General features: G+C 44.3%; 26 protein-coding genes. 21 read left to right on the top strand and 5 right to left on the bottom strand.

The window, feature by feature from the left end:
- Positions 1 to 32 precede the first annotated feature (32 nt).
- From B0182_RS13000 to B0182_RS12990, 3 genes are all read left to right on the top strand, one after another.
- The gene (locus B0182_RS13000) at positions 33 to 317 is read left to right on the top strand and encodes a dATP/dGTP diphosphohydrolase domain-containing protein (protein ID WP_078275323.1); all 285 of its coding nucleotides are present in this window, start codon (positions 33 to 35) and stop codon (positions 315 to 317) included.
- The gene (locus B0182_RS12995; RefSeq protein ID WP_078275322.1) at positions 314 to 1,105 is read left to right on the top strand and encodes a hypothetical protein; all 792 of its coding nucleotides are present in this window, start codon (positions 314 to 316) and stop codon (positions 1,103 to 1,105) included. Before B0182_RS13000 ends, B0182_RS12995 begins: the two co-directional genes overlap by 4 nt.
- Positions 1,106 to 1,249: 144 nt before the next feature.
- The gene (locus B0182_RS12990) at positions 1,250 to 1,756 is read left to right on the top strand and encodes a hypothetical protein (protein WP_143821758.1); all 507 of its coding nucleotides are present in this window, start codon (positions 1,250 to 1,252) and stop codon (positions 1,754 to 1,756) included.
- On the opposite strand, the gene B0182_RS12985 is transcribed toward B0182_RS12990, so the two are convergent.
- Positions 1,757 to 1,966 (bottom strand): hypothetical protein, encoded by a 210-nt coding sequence (locus B0182_RS12985; RefSeq protein ID WP_078275320.1) that lies wholly within the window; start codon positions 1,964 to 1,966, stop codon positions 1,757 to 1,759. It lies immediately after the preceding gene.
- Positions 1,967 to 2,364: 398 nt separating this feature from the next.
- Between B0182_RS12985 and B0182_RS12980 the strand changes: the two genes are divergently transcribed.
- The 10 genes from B0182_RS12980 (at position 2,365) to B0182_RS12940 (ending at position 8,332) form a co-directional block, all read left to right on the top strand.
- Positions 2,365 to 2,565: a hypothetical protein gene (locus tag B0182_RS12980; RefSeq protein ID WP_078275319.1), complete on the top strand. Its 201-nt coding sequence runs from the start codon at positions 2,365 to 2,367 to the stop codon at positions 2,563 to 2,565.
- A 337-nt stretch (positions 2,566 to 2,902) separates the two neighbouring features.
- Positions 2,903 to 3,643, top strand: coding sequence for a KilA-N domain-containing protein (locus B0182_RS12975; protein ID WP_078275318.1), 741 nt, complete (start codon positions 2,903 to 2,905; stop codon positions 3,641 to 3,643).
- Positions 3,644 to 3,773: 130 nt separating this feature from the next.
- Entirely contained in the window at positions 3,774 to 4,094 is a 321-nt protein-coding gene (locus B0182_RS12970; RefSeq protein WP_078275317.1) for a hypothetical protein, read from the top strand.
- Positions 4,087 to 4,788 carry a BRO family protein gene (locus B0182_RS12965; RefSeq protein WP_078275316.1) on the top strand — a complete coding sequence of 234 codons (702 nt, stop codon included), beginning with the start codon at positions 4,087 to 4,089 and terminating at the stop codon, positions 4,786 to 4,788. Before B0182_RS12970 ends, B0182_RS12965 begins: the two co-directional genes overlap by 8 nt.
- 258 nt (positions 4,789 to 5,046) lie before the next feature.
- Positions 5,047 to 5,472, top strand: coding sequence for a terminase small subunit-like protein (locus B0182_RS12960; protein WP_078275315.1), 426 nt, complete (start codon positions 5,047 to 5,049; stop codon positions 5,470 to 5,472).
- A complete protein-coding gene (locus tag B0182_RS15005) occupies positions 5,472 to 6,665 on the top strand; it encodes a terminase large subunit (RefSeq protein WP_244893698.1) in 1,194 nt (397 codons plus the stop codon). Before B0182_RS12960 ends, B0182_RS15005 begins: the two co-directional genes overlap by 1 nt.
- Positions 6,666 to 6,736: 71 nt before the next feature.
- Positions 6,737 to 6,898 carry a hypothetical protein gene (locus tag B0182_RS14460; protein ID WP_158079719.1) on the top strand — a complete coding sequence of 54 codons (162 nt, stop codon included), beginning with the start codon at positions 6,737 to 6,739 and terminating at the stop codon, positions 6,896 to 6,898.
- Positions 6,895 to 7,227 (top strand): phage tail protein, encoded by a 333-nt coding sequence (locus B0182_RS12950; protein ID WP_078275314.1) that lies wholly within the window; start codon positions 6,895 to 6,897, stop codon positions 7,225 to 7,227. The genes B0182_RS14460 and B0182_RS12950 overlap by 4 nt, the downstream gene beginning before the upstream one ends.
- Positions 7,228 to 7,262: 35 nt before the next feature.
- Positions 7,263 to 7,652: a hypothetical protein gene (locus B0182_RS12945; RefSeq protein ID WP_078275313.1), complete on the top strand. Its 390-nt coding sequence runs from the start codon at positions 7,263 to 7,265 to the stop codon at positions 7,650 to 7,652.
- The gene (locus B0182_RS12940; RefSeq protein WP_078275312.1) at positions 7,649 to 8,332 is read left to right on the top strand and encodes a phage minor tail protein L; all 684 of its coding nucleotides are present in this window, start codon (positions 7,649 to 7,651) and stop codon (positions 8,330 to 8,332) included. The genes B0182_RS12945 and B0182_RS12940 overlap by 4 nt, the downstream gene beginning before the upstream one ends.
- 41 nt (positions 8,333 to 8,373) lie before the next feature.
- Here the strand turns inward: B0182_RS12940 and B0182_RS12935 are convergent, their stop codons facing one another.
- Positions 8,374 to 8,604: a TA system antitoxin ParD family protein gene (locus B0182_RS12935; protein WP_078275311.1), complete on the bottom strand. Its 231-nt coding sequence runs from the start codon at positions 8,602 to 8,604 to the stop codon at positions 8,374 to 8,376.
- Positions 8,605 to 8,776: 172 nt separating this feature from the next.
- On the opposite strand from B0182_RS12935, the gene B0182_RS12930 reads away from it, so the two are divergent.
- The 3 genes from B0182_RS12930 (at position 8,777) to B0182_RS12920 (ending at position 10,348) form a co-directional block, all read left to right on the top strand.
- Positions 8,777 to 9,319 carry an antA/AntB antirepressor family protein gene (locus B0182_RS12930; protein ID WP_078275310.1) on the top strand — a complete coding sequence of 181 codons (543 nt, stop codon included), beginning with the start codon at positions 8,777 to 8,779 and terminating at the stop codon, positions 9,317 to 9,319.
- A complete protein-coding gene (locus B0182_RS12925; RefSeq protein WP_078275309.1) occupies positions 9,316 to 9,504 on the top strand; it encodes a hypothetical protein in 189 nt (62 codons plus the stop codon). The genes B0182_RS12930 and B0182_RS12925 overlap by 4 nt, the downstream gene beginning before the upstream one ends.
- Before the next feature lie 67 nt (positions 9,505 to 9,571).
- Entirely contained in the window at positions 9,572 to 10,348 is a 777-nt protein-coding gene (locus tag B0182_RS12920; protein ID WP_078275308.1) for a C40 family peptidase, read from the top strand.
- Here B0182_RS12920 and B0182_RS12915 read toward each other — a convergent pair.
- Together B0182_RS12915 and B0182_RS12910 are read right to left on the bottom strand one after the other, a co-directional pair.
- Positions 10,320 to 10,625, bottom strand: coding sequence for a HigA family addiction module antitoxin (locus B0182_RS12915; RefSeq protein ID WP_078275307.1), 306 nt, complete (start codon positions 10,623 to 10,625; stop codon positions 10,320 to 10,322). The two genes, B0182_RS12920 and B0182_RS12915, sit on opposite strands and share 29 nt — an antisense overlap.
- 14 nt (positions 10,626 to 10,639) lie before the next feature.
- Entirely contained in the window at positions 10,640 to 10,918 is a 279-nt protein-coding gene (locus B0182_RS12910) for a type II toxin-antitoxin system RelE/ParE family toxin (RefSeq protein ID WP_078275306.1), read from the bottom strand.
- Positions 10,919 to 11,003: 85 nt separating this feature from the next.
- Here B0182_RS12910 and B0182_RS12905 point away from each other — a divergent pair, with 85 nt between their 5' ends.
- The 5 genes from B0182_RS12905 (at position 11,004) to B0182_RS12885 (ending at position 14,691) form a co-directional block, all read left to right on the top strand.
- On the top strand, positions 11,004 to 11,588 hold the full coding sequence (locus B0182_RS12905) for a tail assembly protein (protein WP_078275305.1): 585 nt from the start codon (positions 11,004 to 11,006) through the stop codon (positions 11,586 to 11,588).
- Between the two features lie 24 nt (positions 11,589 to 11,612).
- The gene (gene gpJ, locus B0182_RS12900; RefSeq protein ID WP_078275304.1) at positions 11,613 to 12,662 is read left to right on the top strand and encodes a TipJ family phage tail tip protein; all 1,050 of its coding nucleotides are present in this window, start codon (positions 11,613 to 11,615) and stop codon (positions 12,660 to 12,662) included.
- Positions 12,663 to 12,814: 152 nt separating this feature from the next.
- Positions 12,815 to 13,699 carry a hypothetical protein gene (locus B0182_RS12895; protein ID WP_078275303.1) on the top strand — a complete coding sequence of 295 codons (885 nt, stop codon included), beginning with the start codon at positions 12,815 to 12,817 and terminating at the stop codon, positions 13,697 to 13,699.
- Between the two features lie 108 nt (positions 13,700 to 13,807).
- A complete protein-coding gene (locus B0182_RS12890; RefSeq protein WP_078275302.1) occupies positions 13,808 to 14,125 on the top strand; it encodes a phage holin family protein in 318 nt (105 codons plus the stop codon).
- 23 nt (positions 14,126 to 14,148) lie between these two features.
- Positions 14,149 to 14,691, top strand: a complete 543-nt coding sequence (locus tag B0182_RS12885) for a D-Ala-D-Ala carboxypeptidase family metallohydrolase (RefSeq protein WP_244893697.1) — start codon at positions 14,149 to 14,151, stop codon at positions 14,689 to 14,691.
- 53 nt (positions 14,692 to 14,744) lie between these two features.
- On the opposite strand, the gene B0182_RS12880 is transcribed toward B0182_RS12885, so the two are convergent.
- Positions 14,745 to 15,965 carry a tyrosine-type recombinase/integrase gene (locus tag B0182_RS12880; RefSeq protein WP_078275300.1) on the bottom strand — a complete coding sequence of 407 codons (1,221 nt, stop codon included), beginning with the start codon at positions 15,963 to 15,965 and terminating at the stop codon, positions 14,745 to 14,747.
- Between the last annotated feature and the right edge of the window lie 195 nt (positions 15,966 to 16,160).

Below are 16,160 nucleotides of genomic sequence, written 5' to 3'. Positions count from 1 at the left end.
ATTAGCGAATTTAAGAGAATTGGAGTTGAGAGATGAGCGGACAAAAACACGACAGCCAAAAGCCAAGATTTAGCCTACTACCGTCCACCCCTTTGTGGCAGGTGGTGGAAGTCTTAGAATTTGGGGCGAACAAGTATGGGATGGATAACTGGAAAACCGTGCCAAACGCCCGTGAGCGGTATTTTAACGCCTGTCATAGGCATTTGAATGCGTGGTGGAGCGGTGAGATGGTAGATGGCGAAAGCGGATTACCACACCTTGCCCATGCTGTTTGTTGTTTAATGTTTTTGATGTGGTTTGATGGGAGTGAGAAATGAATAGCGATGAATACTATAACTGGCTACAAAAATTTGAAAAACGCACGACGAGCGATGACACATTCACACCACCTGCGGTTTATGATGTCGTGTTAGAGTATGTCAACGAACACATTTTACATTTGGACGATTTGACGGTAGAACGCCCTTTTTATCCCGATGGCGATTATCAAGCACATGCCCAAAACTATGATGATAACACGGTGGTGATTGACAATCCGCCTTTTTCTATTTTGGCAAAAATCATTGATTTTTATTTGGCGAATAATGTCAAATTCTTTTTGTTCGCCCCTGCTTTGACGGTGTTTAACTCAATGCGAAACCGTGATTGTACTGCTATTATTGCTCCTGCTGACATTACTTATGATAATGGGGCGGTGGTAGATACTTGTTTTGCTACTAATCTGTGTGGAGATGTGCGAGCAATGACCGCCCCAGTATTATACAACGCCCTAAAAGCATTAGAGCAACAAAAGCCAACATTGCCAAAATACCAATATTCGCCCAATGTGCTGATGGTAAATAATTTAAATAAATTATGTAAGGCAGGGATTGAATTTAGCGTGTCGGCTAATGAGAGTGTATTTATTCGCAAGCTTGATAGCCAAAAAGAGCATAAAAAAGAATTGTTCGGTGGCGGATTGCTGATTAGCGATAACAAAGCCAAAGAACTGCAAGCCAAAGAACTGCAAACAAAAGAACTGCAAGCTAAAAATAATTTAATAAATTGGGAATTGTCCGATAGAGAATGGGTGATTGTGGGGAGTTTGGGGGTAAACAATGATTGAACAATACGGTTTGGCGATTTTTGTGGTATTTGTGTTATCGCCGTTGTTTTTGAGCTTTTGCTTGGTGTTGCTTTTTGACATGATAAAAGAATGTCGCAAATTTAAAAAAGAATTTAAGCAGGCAAAAAAGAGATGGAGAGATTTGTGATGACCGATTACCCAAACCTTGACCTTATCCGTGCGGTAATGAGCCAAAAAAGCACAAGCGATCATGCGGGTAATTTTGGCAAAGGTGGGCAAAATGCCCTTGATATGGCGGACGGTGCAGGTTGCTTGGCGTATGTGTCTAAGCACGCCCCAACTGACAACCCCGACTTAATGCGGTCGGCGGTGGCGTGCTATGTGGACGATGGGAAGCGTGAGCGGTTTTATAATGATGTGGTTAAACTTGCCGAGCAGGGCTATCAGTCTAAAAGCCAAAGACGCAAGCACGCCAAAAACCTTGCCCGTGCGGTGGTGGCTGATGTGGTGCGGTGTGCTTTGACTGATAAGAAAAAAGCCGAGATAATGGGTATTTCTGCGGTGGCATTTTGTAACTACCATTCGCATATTTATGGAGATGTAATGGGGGCGGTAGCAAATGAATTAAGTGTAGCGGACGATGTGGCAGGCGAGTATTGGCGAAAAACTTTTAGAGAACATAGAGGCTAATCAAGCCTCTTGTTCTAAGCGTTTTGCATACTCAATGATGGCTTGCTTTATCGCCCCTGCACGGTTGCCGTTGTGGTGGGCTTTGATTTTTTGTAGGGCTTCATAGGCTTCTGTGTCGTATTGACCTAGTAGCACTCGCACATCTTCTAGGGCTTTGGCAGTGTTTTTTTTGACGGCTTTGATTTGAGCGTGTGATGTCTTAATTGTCATAAAATACCCCTTGATTTTTTCAAATTAAATGGCATAATAAAGATAAGGAGTGGTTAAGGGTTAGCCCCCTAACCAAACCCCCAGTAGTTGCCGCTACTTTCGGGTTACCTGTTTAATACGCTGATGTAGCGATTAAGAGCAGGATTATTAGGGCGATGATTTTGACTAGTGTGGTCATCGTCCAACTCCTTATGTTTACCGCTAGTGCTAGTCACTAGCACCTACCTAGCAACCCTTGCTAGATGTGCCTATTATATATTGACTTAGATAGTTTGTCAATATATAATTTAAAAAAATCTGCTCATTATTTGGGTGGATTTTTTTATTGACAAGGGGCAATTATTGGGGTATGATATGCCTAAGGTCTCAAAAGCCTATATTGATATAGGGATAATACTATGGATAATTTAACTTATCTAAACCAACTTAATGAAGTCGTTCAACTTAGCCAACACGACCCAGAGCGGGCAGAAGAAATGATGGTTGAGACTGAACCTATGGACGAGTACAGAATGATGTATGAAGTCATTGCAGATTATGTGAGACAACAATACGAGAAATATTTGGAAAGCATAGCACAAATGGATAAGGAAAATTAATAAAAAATTTTGCTTGACCCAAAAAACCACTTGACTTATCAAGTGGTTTTTTGTATTATGTATGCAAGGTGTCAGAACCGAACCCATAAGCGTTACCCACAAGCGAAATCTGTGGTTTTATTTTGCCTAAATTTCCACTGTGAGAATTCTCACACTGCAAAATAACCCTTTCAAAAATTTAAGATGTGCAAATTCTCACATCATAATTTTATGTTAGGGGGGCGGAGAAATAAGCTGACTTGTCAGACGAATCATCCCAACCGACTTATGGCGGCTTCTGAACCCCCTAGCACCCTTTACAGGGTAATTTCAGAAAATTAACCATAAGGAGTTCATAATGAACTTAATCATCTCTATCCCTACCCAAGCCGACTTTATCATCAATCAAGTTAATGGCTTGTATTCCCTAAATGATTTGCATAAAGCCAGTGGTAATGATGAAAAACATCGCCCTACTTGGTTTCTTCGCAACCAACAAACCCAAGAACTCATTGCTGAGATAGAAAGCGAAAATACCATCGCCTATCACACCATTAATGGCGGTAAAAATCGTGGCACTTACGCCTGCCGTGAACTGGTCTATGCCTATGCGATGTGGATTAGTCCTAAGTTTCATTTGATGGTCATTCGTGCTTTTGACCGTATGACCAAAGGCGAGCATATCCCCTGCCTAGGCAAGCCCCAAACCAACGAACTTTCCGACAAAGACTGGATAAACCTAAAACGCCTTGTATGGCTGTGTGAAAACAACTTTAAAATGCAAAAATCCGCAGGACACGCCATTTGGGCAAGGTTAAGAGCGGTAACAGGGGTCAAAAGCCCCGCCAAATTTAGCCGTGAACATTTGCCCATTATTGCCACTGAGCTTGAACGCATTTTTAGAATGAGTGAGCAGTACAGCCGAGCAATGCAAGCCACCGAACGGCTGATTATCCGTAATGTGCTAAAATATGGCGATGATGAGCCGATGGAATTTTTCCTATTAGAAATGGTAGAAAAAGCCACCGACTACAATCAAGCCAAAGCCGAGCGGTTGCCTGCGTTTTTTGGGAAAGAGTTATTAGAATTGGTTGCCTAACCATCACTTAAAAAAACACCCTACATGGCTTGACTGTGTGGGGTGTTGGTGCTTAATTCAAAATACTACCCAAGCATTACAATCCCTAGATGATGATGAAAAATCAAAATTAGATACCATATCTAGTCCTATGTTTAACATAGCCCTTGATAATCGTGTCAAAGAAATCAATATCATCTCACTATTGATTGCTGATATGATGCCAAAAAAGATTGACAAAGCCACCCAACAGGCGTATGATATGACACAAGGTGTTTCAAAACCACCGATTTTACACAGCGTCATCGCTACGCCTAGCGATTTTTTGTTGCCTATTACTTTCTGTTATGGGCAAGATGGTGCATATCGTGAGAATGCACAGCCGACTGTGTACGGTGTTTTGAACATCTTGTCCACCCTATTTCAAACTAGGGTTAAATCTCAATACACAGGAGTATTAGCCAATGTCTAGTCTTATCAATTTTGATTTCCAATCCCAAACCGTCCGTGTTGAGCTAAAAAATGGTGAACCGCTATTTTGCCTAACTGATGTTGCTACCATTCTTGATATTAGCAATGCCAATCCAAGCCGTTTTAATCTTGATGAAGCTGGTGTACATAAAATGTATATCAGCTATGAAAGTGGTAAAAAGCAAGTAACATTCATCAACGAACCCAACCTATACCGTGTGATTTTCCGCTCTAATAAGGCGGAAGCGGTCAAATTCCAAAACTGGGTCTTTGATGAAGTCCTGCCAAGCATTCGCAAAACAGGGCAATACCGCCACACCATCTCAACCGAGCAACAAGCCCAAATCCAAAAGTGCGTCCGCCAAAAATGCCTACATAATAGCACCCATTATCAAACGGTGTACACCGCCTTAAAAGATAAGTTTGGCGTACCAAGTTATAAAGATATTTTGGCATCAGATTTTGAAAATGCAATGGCGTTTATTATGGGTTTTGAGTTCGCCCCTGCATTGAATATCCCACTCATTCAAAATGTATTAGCCGACAACGCTTTTCAAAATAAAAAAGCCCAAGATGAGCTATCACAGATGATGGCGTATTTTAGTGGTGCGTTAGACCATTTGGCTGAATTAAAACACCGCTTAGAAATATCCGAGCGGTGCATTATGGCGTTGCAAAATCGGTTTATTGCCTAAAATCCTGCACAAGACACTTGACAAACCGAACGAAAAACCCTATAATTTACTAGAATGCGGTTAAGTGTGAAAGTCTAACGACCTTATTTAATTTCTACTATTGTAGATAGTGTGAAAACTTAGCCGTTTTTGTTTTTAATCCTATGCCCTACCTTTTGGTGGGGCTTTTTTGTTGGGCAAGGCGGTAAGTCCTGATGACTAGTATTGCAATATCAGCGAGTCGTTACGCCCAACGCTTTTTTGCCCACAGGAGGGCTTATGACAGCAAGCAAGCCCACAAGGGGCAGACCAACATTATTTACTGATGAATTAGCGTTAGAGATTTGTGAACGCATCGCAAACGGTCGCAGTCTTAGAAGTGTATGCCTTGATAAGGATATGCCACACATGGCTACGGTCATGCGTTGGATTGATGATAACAGCGAATTTTGCGAGCAGTATCGTAGAGCGTGTGAAGACAGAGAGACCACACACTTTGAAGAGATGCTGACCATCGCTGATGAAGTCTTACCAGAGACAGCAGAAGTGGCACGGGCGAAACTTCGCATTGATACCCGAAAATGGGTATTATCAAGAATGAACCCGAAGAAATACAGCGACAAAGGGCAAGACGACAGCGCAGACAACGCCATTTCACTCATGGCAAAATTCATGAAAGAGTTGGGGGAAGATAAGGGGGGATAATGTTTGATAAATTAGCAGACCCCTTATATCGCTTGAATAACCTGTACTACATCACAGATAAGACGGGTAAAAAAGTTAAATTCAAGATGACAGCCGAGCAGTTGGCATATTTTCAAGACGAACACCACAAAAACATTATCCTAAAAGCACGACAATTAGGTTTCACCACGCAAGTGTGTATCATGCAGTTAGATTGTGCGCTGTTCGAGTCCAAGAAATGTGCCTTGATTGCCCACACGCTACACGACGCCAAACGGCTTTTTCGGGAAAAGGTCAAATTCGCTTATGACAACCTGCCAGAACTTGTCCGTCTTGCCAACCCTGTTAAGATTGAGACCAAAGAAGAGCTGGTGTTTGAAAATGGTGGTAGTGTTACGGTCAGTACATCCTTTCGTGGCGGTACGCTGCAGCGATTGCATGTATCAGAATTCGGTAAAATCTGTGCTAAATATCCCGACAAGGCAAGAGAGATTGTAACGGGTGCATTTGAAGCCGTACCGATTGATGGTATTGCCACGCTTGAGTCCACGGCAGAAGGCAGACAAGGTTATTTTTTTGAGTATTGCCAACAAGCCGAAAAAGACCAATTAGCTGATAAAGATTTAACCGCCCAAGATTGGCGGTTTTTCTTTTTTGCATGGTGGCAAAACCCTGAATATCAGATGCCATCGGTGGAGCTACCAGAACGCCTTGTAAGCTATTTTAGTGAGCTTAAAGCTAAGCATGGCATTAGCACCACAGCCGAACAGCAGGCGTGGTATTACGCCATATCGGACGCTTTTGCCGAAGGCACGACCTTAGCCCAAAAGTTTGCAGGTGTGGCAACCGCCACAACACAGGGCATGAAGATTGTATCGGCAATCCAACAAATCCGAAACCCTGTCATCGGTCAAGCCCACGACGGTATTATGTCCGTGCCAAAATCAGGCACTTGGAATTTGGAAAAAGGCGAGCGTGTCCTGCCTAAACACACCGCCAAAGCCTTGGATGATAAATTGGCAAGTATGGGTAATGGCAAAGCTGTCAATGTGATTATCCACAATCACAGCAATGCACAAGCCACCGTGGAGCAACAGCCCAACGGCGATGTTTTGGTAACTATTGGCAATATGGCAAAATATATTGCCCGAGATGAGATACAGAAATATCACCATAGTCAGCTAAGGCAGGGCGGTATATATTACGGTAGATAAACAAAAACCCAACTGGTGCAAACAGTTGGGTTTTTTATTACCCCTTTAAACGATACTTAAAAGGATAACTTGTGGTAAATTTTAACATAGAATTGGCAAAAATTGGAGAAATATCTATGCAAAATATCGTTGTAATAGGAATTTTTGCTATTGTATTGGTATTGATTTGGCAATTTAGCAACATCTTAAATGCTGTGGTCAATTTTCTAAAATTTAGAGATGGCAAAAAATGAAAACCTTTACATGGGACATATCCACAGACAGTAGCGAAACTACCGCCTTAAATACCACCATAACCGCTTTTAATGATGGCTATGAGCAGGCGGTAAGTTTTGGTATAAACAATAGCCGTAAATCATGGCAATGTAGCAAAACAGACAAAAAAGCGGTGATTGATGAGATTTACCGCTTTTTGATTGACACAAAAGGCGTGGAAGCCTTTAATTTTACGCCAGTAGCCGATGAACCAAGTATCAAAGTCCGCTTAGATGGGGAAATATCCCGCCAAAAGCAAGGTGGCGATGTTTGGCAAATCAGTTTTGGCTTAAGGCAAGTTTTTTAACCGCCCCACATGGGGCTTTTTTAATGGAGAAAATCATGAGCAACACCCAAAAACTAACCATGCTATCACGCTTGGAAGCTCAAACCTTGCAGTCCTTTATCGCACAAGTGGACGCATGGCAATACACCCACGGCGAAAAAGCAGGCACGGTAGAGATTATCTACTACCCCGAAGATGAAGGCTTTGATGTGTTTAACGCTGAGATAAACCACGGACTTTTAAAACGCAATCGTGCCAGTCTGTTTCGCACTGAGATTTTGGCATGGGGAGCGGGTCAATTAAAACAGCTACAAGGCTGGGACAACTCAAAAACCATCAATGCCTTTGCCGTGTCCTACAAAGACGGTAAATTTGGCGTGGCGGTGGACGTGGCGGATAAGACTGCCGAGCCTGCCAAAACAGACGAATCAAGCGAGACATTATGAGCTTTAACAGTCGTGTAGAGCAGTCAGTCGTACAGGGTTTTATCACCTTGTACGAATTGGACGCTCGTAAATTTGGGGGCGATGTTTACCGCTTTCACGGACACAACCATGACCAAAATGGGGGCGTGATTACATGGCAAGGCAATGAATACCAAGCCATCGCCATAACCGCTGACGGGCTAGAAGTCCGCTCAGACGGCAAGGCAAGCACGCCCACGCTTACCGTTCATAACGACATTGGCGGTGTGCCACAAGCCTTGCGGTATTTATGCCTGCGATATGGCGATTTTGCAGGGGCAAAGCTAAAAGTTATCCACACCCTTGCTGAGTTTTTGGACAGTAGCGATGATGAGCATTACAAAGTACAGCATTGGTACATCGAGCAAAAGACAAGCGAGACGAATGCCACCACTACCTTTGAGCTGTCCAACCCCGTGGACTTTGAGGGCTTAAAAATCCCCGTAAGGCAAATCACGAGCTACTGCCATGAGGCGGTGTGCGGTCGCTATCGGGGCGAGGCGTGCGGATATACAGGCACGGCACGGTTTACCATAGACGGTAAGCCCACCGATGACCCTGAGCAGGACAGGTGCGGTGGACGGCTGTCCGACTGCATGCTCCGCTTTGGCAAAAATGCCGAACTACCCTTTGCAGGCTATCCTGCGTCTAACCTAACCTAGGGGGATATATGTTAATGCTATTGGGATTGGGGATAAACCGCTTAATCAAGCGGTTTTTTTAATGATTGGATTTCTTTCATAATGTCCGTCAATGCGTCTGTAATATCTATGTATTGAGTTGGGGGTTTTTGCTGGCGGTTTTCTAAGCCAACTTGCAACAAATGAACCGCCTGTGCATTCACAGAGCGTCCGTCATCTTTGGCGGATTTTTCTATTTGCTCCTTTAATTCTTGGGGAATGCGTAAGTTAAATTGGGGGTCGGAACGAGCCATACAAGCACCTTTTGAAAAAATTTACAAATATTTTAACAAAAATACTTGACTTAATCAATAGTACAGTGCTATTATTAGCACCGTACTAATACGGTACGCAATAAAAAGCCCCTTGCAGACCGTCAAATCAAACAAGGGGCTAGAATACTAACCACTGATAAGGAAATATCCTATGAGTAATGTAACACAAAAGCCCCTTGAAAATCAAGGGCAATTTGTCACCGTCTTTAATGGCGAAATCAACCAAAACGCTGAAATGCTGTGTGATGCTCGGCAGTTGCATAAATTTTTGGGTGTGCAAACACGCTTTAATGACTGGATTAAAAGTCGTATTTCTGAATATGGCTTTGTTAAAAATCAAGACTATGTTAGTTTTACTGAAAATTCAGTAAAACCCAAAAATGGCAGAAAAAGCATTCAATACCACATCACCCTTGATATGGCAAAAGAGCTAGCAATGGTTGAGAAAAACGCCAAAGGGCGTGAAATCCGCCGTTATTTTATTGACTGCGAGAAAAAAGCCAATTCATTAACCGCACAAATTACCGAAACCACCATTTTGCTTAAAAATATTGACGGTAATTTGTCAGAGGCAGGTTGGTATCTGGCAACACACGGCAAACAGACTAAGCCACAACTCAAAGCAAAACTTACTGAACTTTTGCAAAAAGCCCAGCCCTATCTCCCCTTCGTTGAGTTTGGAGGTGCAAAATGAGCTACGACCACATGAGTAAACACGACATTGCCTCTCTTGCCCGTGAAAATCTGCATTGGGTCAGTACGCTCATCACCCTTGCCAAGAAAAATGGGGCGTATAGCGAGACTTTGCTTGATATTGCCGAGTATTTGTCAGACACGCATTATAGCGACTTTGACGAGATGGCAAACGAGATGAAATAACCCTCAACCACACAAAACCGCTCTCCTATTGTAAATTTGGGGGCGGTTTTTTTATTGGGCAAGCAAAATGCGATTAACCAAAATTTTAAAAGATGACATCCACGCCCACGCCAAATCCGCCTATCCTGCCGAGTGCTGTGGGCTTATCATCGGGGGCGAGTACTACCCCTGCGATAACATCGCCCATGACCCTACCCAAACCTTTGAGATAGACCCTGTGCAGTATGTGGCACTATCGTACAAAGGCGAGATACAGGCGATTGTTCATAGCCACCCCAACGGCAATGCCGAACCGTCCGAAGTGGACAGGGTGCAAATGGGCTTGCACGGGGTGGATTGGGTGATTTGCGGTTATGGCATTCACGCTGACGGGGCGGAATATTGCGACATCAAACGCCACAAACCCACCACCTACACCGCCCCACTGCTCGGGCGTGAATATCATCACGGGGTGCAGGATTGTTATAGCCTCGTGCGTGATTATTATAAGCGTGAGCTGGGCATTGAGCTACCAGACTTCCCACGCATTGATGATTGGTGGGAAGATAAAAGCCATGAACCACTTTATCAAAACAACTTTAAAAAAGCAGGCTTTGACGTGGTGCAAGACTTACAAAAGCATGACGTTATCCTATGCCGTGTGGGTCGCACGCATCACATTAACCACGCCCTAATTTATTTGGGCGATGGCAAGCTAAACAGCGAGACCACACCGCCTGTGGTAGGCAACAGCCTAGTACTGCACCACCCACACGGCAGGTTATCCGTGCGTGAAGTATATGGTGAGAGCTGGGGTAAACGCACGGCGTTGGTGGTTAGGCATGGGCAACTTCATGAGGGCTGATAAAATCCAAACTGTCGCCAAGCGTAGTTTCGGCAAGGCGAAGCTCATAGGTGGTTTGTAAGTTTAGCCAAAATTGTGCCGTACCGCCAAAATAACGAGCCAAACGCAAAGCGGTATCAGCCGTAACGCCACGCCGCTGCCGCACGATGTCGTTAATGCGTGCAGGGGTTACGCCCAATGCATTTGCTAAGGCGGTGGCGGACATACCCATTGGGATTAGATATTCTTCACGCAATACCTCACCTGCGTGAACAGGTCTCATGCCATTTTTGAACATTATTAAGCCCCTATTTAGTGATAATCAACAATCTCAACATCATACACGCCATCATCGCCCCACACAAAGCAAATGCGAAATTGGTCGTTAATGCGAATACTATACTGACCTTCTCTATCGCCTGTCAGCTTTTCAAGGCGGTTGGCAGGTGGAATGCGTAGGTCGGCAAGTGCCACGGCATTATCAAGCATGGTAAGTTTGCGAGTGGCAACGGATAAAAAGTTGGCAAATACACGGCTTGACCCTGTTTCAAACAGGCTTTGGGCATCTTTGCACTTAAAACTTTGAATCATGGTTGGTTGTCCGATTGTTGCAATGATTATATTATATATCGGTATTCGATATAAGGCAAGTATTATTTAAAAAAAGGTAAAAATAATGAAAACCATTGAACTACACGGCATTTTAGCCAAAAAATTTGGCAGATATTTTACGCTTGATGTGCAAAGTGCCAAAGAAGCCTGCCACGCCCTAGCGTGCCAAATCCCTGATTTTAGGGCGTTTATGCAGGATAGCGAAAAGCTTGGACTTAGATTTGCCGTCTTTTTGGGTAAAAAACGCACCCAAAAAACCAACATCGGCGAGCATGAGCTTGGCGATACGACCACCGCCAATCATATCCATATCGTGCCACGGGTCATCGGAGCAGGTGGCAAGGTAATGGGCTGGCTACAGGTCGTGGCAGGGGTCGCCTTGATTGCAACAGGCTTTGGTGCAGGTATTGGTGCAGGGGTAATCAGTTGGAGCATGGTTGGGGCAGGTGCTGGACTGCTCTTAGGTGGTGTAACAAGCCTACTTATGCCCACGCCCAAATTGGGCGAGATGAACGCAGACGGCAATCGCCCCAATAACGGCTTTGGCGGTGCGGTAACAACCGTGGCACAAGGCAATCCTGTGCCGATACTGTATGGCGAGCGAGACGTGGGCGGATTTATCGCCAGTGCGGGTATTTATGCCGAATAATGACAAATAAGTAAGGGTAGAACAATGATACACGGTGCAAAAAAGAAACAACCACAGCCCCACCGCCCCCACATCGCCAAAGATGACCTAGTGTCGGTGGAGCGTTATCAGGGGCTATATGGACTGTGCGAAGGGGAGATTTTTGGGCTTGCCGATGGCGGCAGGTCAATCCGCTTAGACGGCACGCCAATCATCAATGCGAGCGGACAGGCTAATTTTACCGACGTGTCGTGGGAGTTTCGCACGGGTACGAATGACCAAAGCTACATCAAGGGCTTTGCGTCTGTCGAAAACGAGACGGCGGTGGGTGTGGAGCTACGCCATGACCGCCCCTTTGTGCGTGCGATTAACAACAAAGATTTGTCTGCCGTACGAGTACGCCTAAATTTTAACGCCCTACGCCAACAACATGACAATGGCGATATTACAGGCTATGGCATTGAGTACGCCGTAGACGTGCAAACCGATGGCGGGGCATTTGTACAGATGCTACGCACGTCCGCCCGTGGCAAGGCAAGCTCTGGCTTTAAACGCTCGCACCGCATTGATTTGCCAAAGGGCAAAACATGGACCATCCGTGTCCGCCGTATCACGCCCAATCGCAACAGCGACCTTATCGCCGACACCATGTACATTGATGCATTGACCGAGATTATCGATGCCAAACTGCGTTATCCCAACACTGCCTTGCTTGCCCTAACTTATAATGCCAAAACGTTTAGCAACATCGCCAAAATCGCCGTACGCTTGAAGGGCAAACTTATCCAAGTGCCTAGTAACTATGACCCCACCGCACGCACCTATTTTGGGCTGTGGGACGGACAATTTAAGATGGCGTACAGTAATAACCCTGCATGGGTGTTTTATGACCTATGCACGCACAAACGCTACGGACTGGGCGAGCGACTAAACGGCATGGTGGACAAATGGCGACTGTATCAAATCGCCCAATACTGCGATGAGATGGTCGATGACGGCAAGGGCGGACGTGAGCCACGTTTTGCCATCAATGTGTATATCCAAAAAGCCGATGATGCCTATCGTGTGTTACAAAATATGACAGTGATGAATTAGTTTTTAATTTTGTGATGTCAGGCAGATTGACACGACTGTTAGACAAGCCATTTGAGGCTAATAAAAGAGTATATTCGCACCGAGCCAAAAGGTTGATCATCAATTCAAGAGTAAGGACAACTGTAGCAGACATATACAGTCCTGAATATTGTATGTATTATATCGATGTACCAAGAGCTGTCAGCCCTCTATGTGCGATATATTACGATGACCTGGCAGAGAATTGTAATCCAGTAGTATATCTAAATACAGGCTATGTCGGCAGTACAGCAAGAATGATGTTCTACTCAAATGGCAGACTGTCAGATGCTGAGCTTGCCAAGTTTCAGATTTATATTTTTGATGTGGTGGCGACAGAAAAAGAAACTACCGTGGGCATGAATTTGTATGACCGTGAGGGCAATGTTACTTTTAGCAGTCGAAGCCAGCCGATGAGCGTACATACTAAGTATGTCTATGACAGTATACCTGACTCTTACGCATATGTCACAAAACGCGAAGCGTCATTAACTGAATACGGCTATTTCTCAAGAAGCAAATGGGAGGATTATTATTATCTTTCAAAAGGAAACCATAAGTCTGAGATGTGGAACAGATTGAATTCAGGTACAAGAATTAGAGACCTTGTACCTTCAACGATAAACTCCAAGTCTGCGGGTCTGCCCTCTGCAAAAGTTAGATATCTAAGATATTACCCAGCCACTGCAGCTGAATTAGCAGGCTATATTATTAGCATCAATAACGGAGGTTTGCCAAATCCTGTAGAGGGTGATCTGTTTCCAACTTTGGGTGGTCATTACACGCACATGGCTAATAAGCATGTGCTAACTCACACGCCGATATTGACAGCTATCGGCTGTTCAGACAAGCCAGCTGTGCTATTTAGTGTGCCCTTTGATGACATCAAAAGAGATGGCACGGTCAGACACGGTGGTACTTTGCCTGACTCTAGAAGAGTAATATTTACTGGACGCACATCTTTTGATTTTGTTGATATACAAAATTTGCCTTTTCCATTCACAAGGAGACCATCATGACACAACACCACTCCCATAACCACCACCGCCCATCACTGATGGGCTTTTTTATTGAGTAGAGACAAACCTATTTTATGGGGCTAATGCCCCTTTTTTATTGGAGAGACTATGAACGAAAATCAATGGTTACAATTTTTAGTAACCTTACCCTACGTGTTGTTTTTGGCGTTGGGCGGCGGGCTTGCCAATTTTATCATGAAGCTAAATCAAGCGACCGAGCCACAGCCTGTTAAGACATTATTTATAAGGTTTTTGGGTGAGATGTTTTTGGCGGGGTTTGCAGGATTGACAACATTTCTGCTGTGCCGTGAGTGGGGGCTGTCGCTTAACTACACCGCCGTCATGGTTGCCATGGCAGGAAATTTGGGCGGCAAAGCCATCAGTCAGATGTCCAAACTTTATGATAACTTAACCAAACGCCCCTAAGGGGCTTTTTTATGGAGTGAATTATGACAATCAAAGAAATACAAACCGCCATTGGCACAACACCCGATGGCATTTGGGGCAATCAATCCATCCATGCCCTAAGAGTGGCGTTATCAAAGGGTGTGGTTATCCCCATCACAGCCAACATCACGCTAAACGAGCTGTTGGCAAGTCAAACCGCCACACGATATAACATTGATAACATGCCAAACGCACAGGTTCTGGCAAATTTGATTGAAAGTGCGGTTAATCTATGGCAACCTGCAAGAGACATCTTAGGACACCCCATATTTATCACCAGTGGTTATCGTTGCCCTACCTTAAATCGCAGGATTGGTGGGGCGAAAAACTCGGCGCACCTGCACGGCTATGCCATTGATTTTAGTTGTCCTGCCTTTGGCAATACAAGGGCGGTGGTAAAACATTTGGCAGATGAGTTCAAGAAGCGTGGTATAAAATTTGACCAGTGTATTCTTGAATACCCTCAAAGCCCGAACAGTTGGGTGCATCTGGGCTATAAACGCTCAGATGGCGTACAGCGTGGGCAAGTGTTTAGAATTGGGTAAAGGAGGGGGCATGTCATGCACCTCTCACGAAAATAGCTGTTTCTGACAGTCTTTTATCTAAGATTATCTAAATAATCTGCCCAATCCTGTAGCATTTTGGTTCGTTCGGGCAAGTACAGGGCGTGGTTATAAATGCCACTGACTGTATTGTCCACATGAGCCATTTGTAGGTTGATATGCGTGGTATCATATCCTAGTCCGTGTAGATAGGTTGAGCCTGTGGAGCGTAGGTCATGCCCTGATATGTTTTTTAGCCCCATATAATCTAAGGCACAATTAACCGTCATCGCTCCAATGGGTTTTGTAAAGTCTTTGGGCGATACAAATACAAACTCACCAAGTCCTGTCATGGGGTGCATATCTTTTAACAATTTTATCATCTGGTTGGATAATGGCACAATGTGAGGGCGGTCGGTTTTCATGTTGCGTTCGCCTTTTTTGCGTCTTGAAATCTCAGCAAGTGGCACGCTCCATAGCTTGCGTTCAAAATCTATATGTTCCCAACGCATAAACCTTGCCTCTTTGGTTCGGCACATAGTGTAGAGCATTGTCCATATCACGCCTTTGGTTGATGGCATACCGCCATAATTTTGCAGTTTTTGTAGCAGTAGTTTTAGCTCATCAAGGGTCAAATCACGGGCATGGTCAATGGGCGGACGCTCAATCTCGCCTTTTGCCCCAATCGTGGGGTCATGCAAGCCACGCACCGACCGCATGGCATGGCGAAATATCAGCCCTGATTGCTGACGGCAAAGCTCGGCGGTTACTTCGCCCGTGCCATGCTTTTTAATATTAGCCCTGACCAGTTTTAGCACTCTATTCATCATCTGTATGATGTCTATGGTGTCAATGTCTTTAATAGCTTTGTTGCCAATCTCAGGCAGGATATAGGTATCTAGGTTATGGCGGATTTGGCGAACATAGCCACTTGACCGCTTGTCTTTGATTTTATCCAAAAAGGCATTGGCGTGATACGCAAATAAATCGGCTCGCTCATCTTTGGCGATTTGCTTTTCTTGGCGTTCTTTGGCAATTGGGTTAATGCCTTGTTTTAGGGCCGCTCTGGCGTTTAGGTGCTTTTCTCGTGCCTGCGATAGACTTATCATCGGGTATTCGCCAAGCAACATCATGGTTGCCTTGCCGTCAAAACTGAAACGGTAATACCAATATTTTTTGCCATTGGGGCGGACTTCAATGCATAGACCTTGCTTGTCTGTTTTGCGATAAAGTTTGTCGGTAGGTTTTAGATTTTTAACTTGTGTGTCGGTTAGCATAAAAAAAATTGAGTGTAATGGGCTTTACACTCAATATTATACTCAATTTTTTATGGGTTGCAATGGGTAAAAATGGGTTAAGATGATAAAAGAATAATAATGAAATGCTTTATTTTATTAAATTATGGCTTTAACCATCTTTCATCATCTTTGCCCATTATTTATCATATGTTAGTTATCTATCATTAAGAGCAT

It is taken from the genome of Moraxella bovis (assembly GCF_002014975.1).
Taxonomy (GTDB): domain Bacteria; phylum Pseudomonadota; class Gammaproteobacteria; order Pseudomonadales; family Moraxellaceae; genus Moraxella; species Moraxella bovis.
This window is presented reverse-complemented; position numbering and strand designations above follow the sequence as displayed.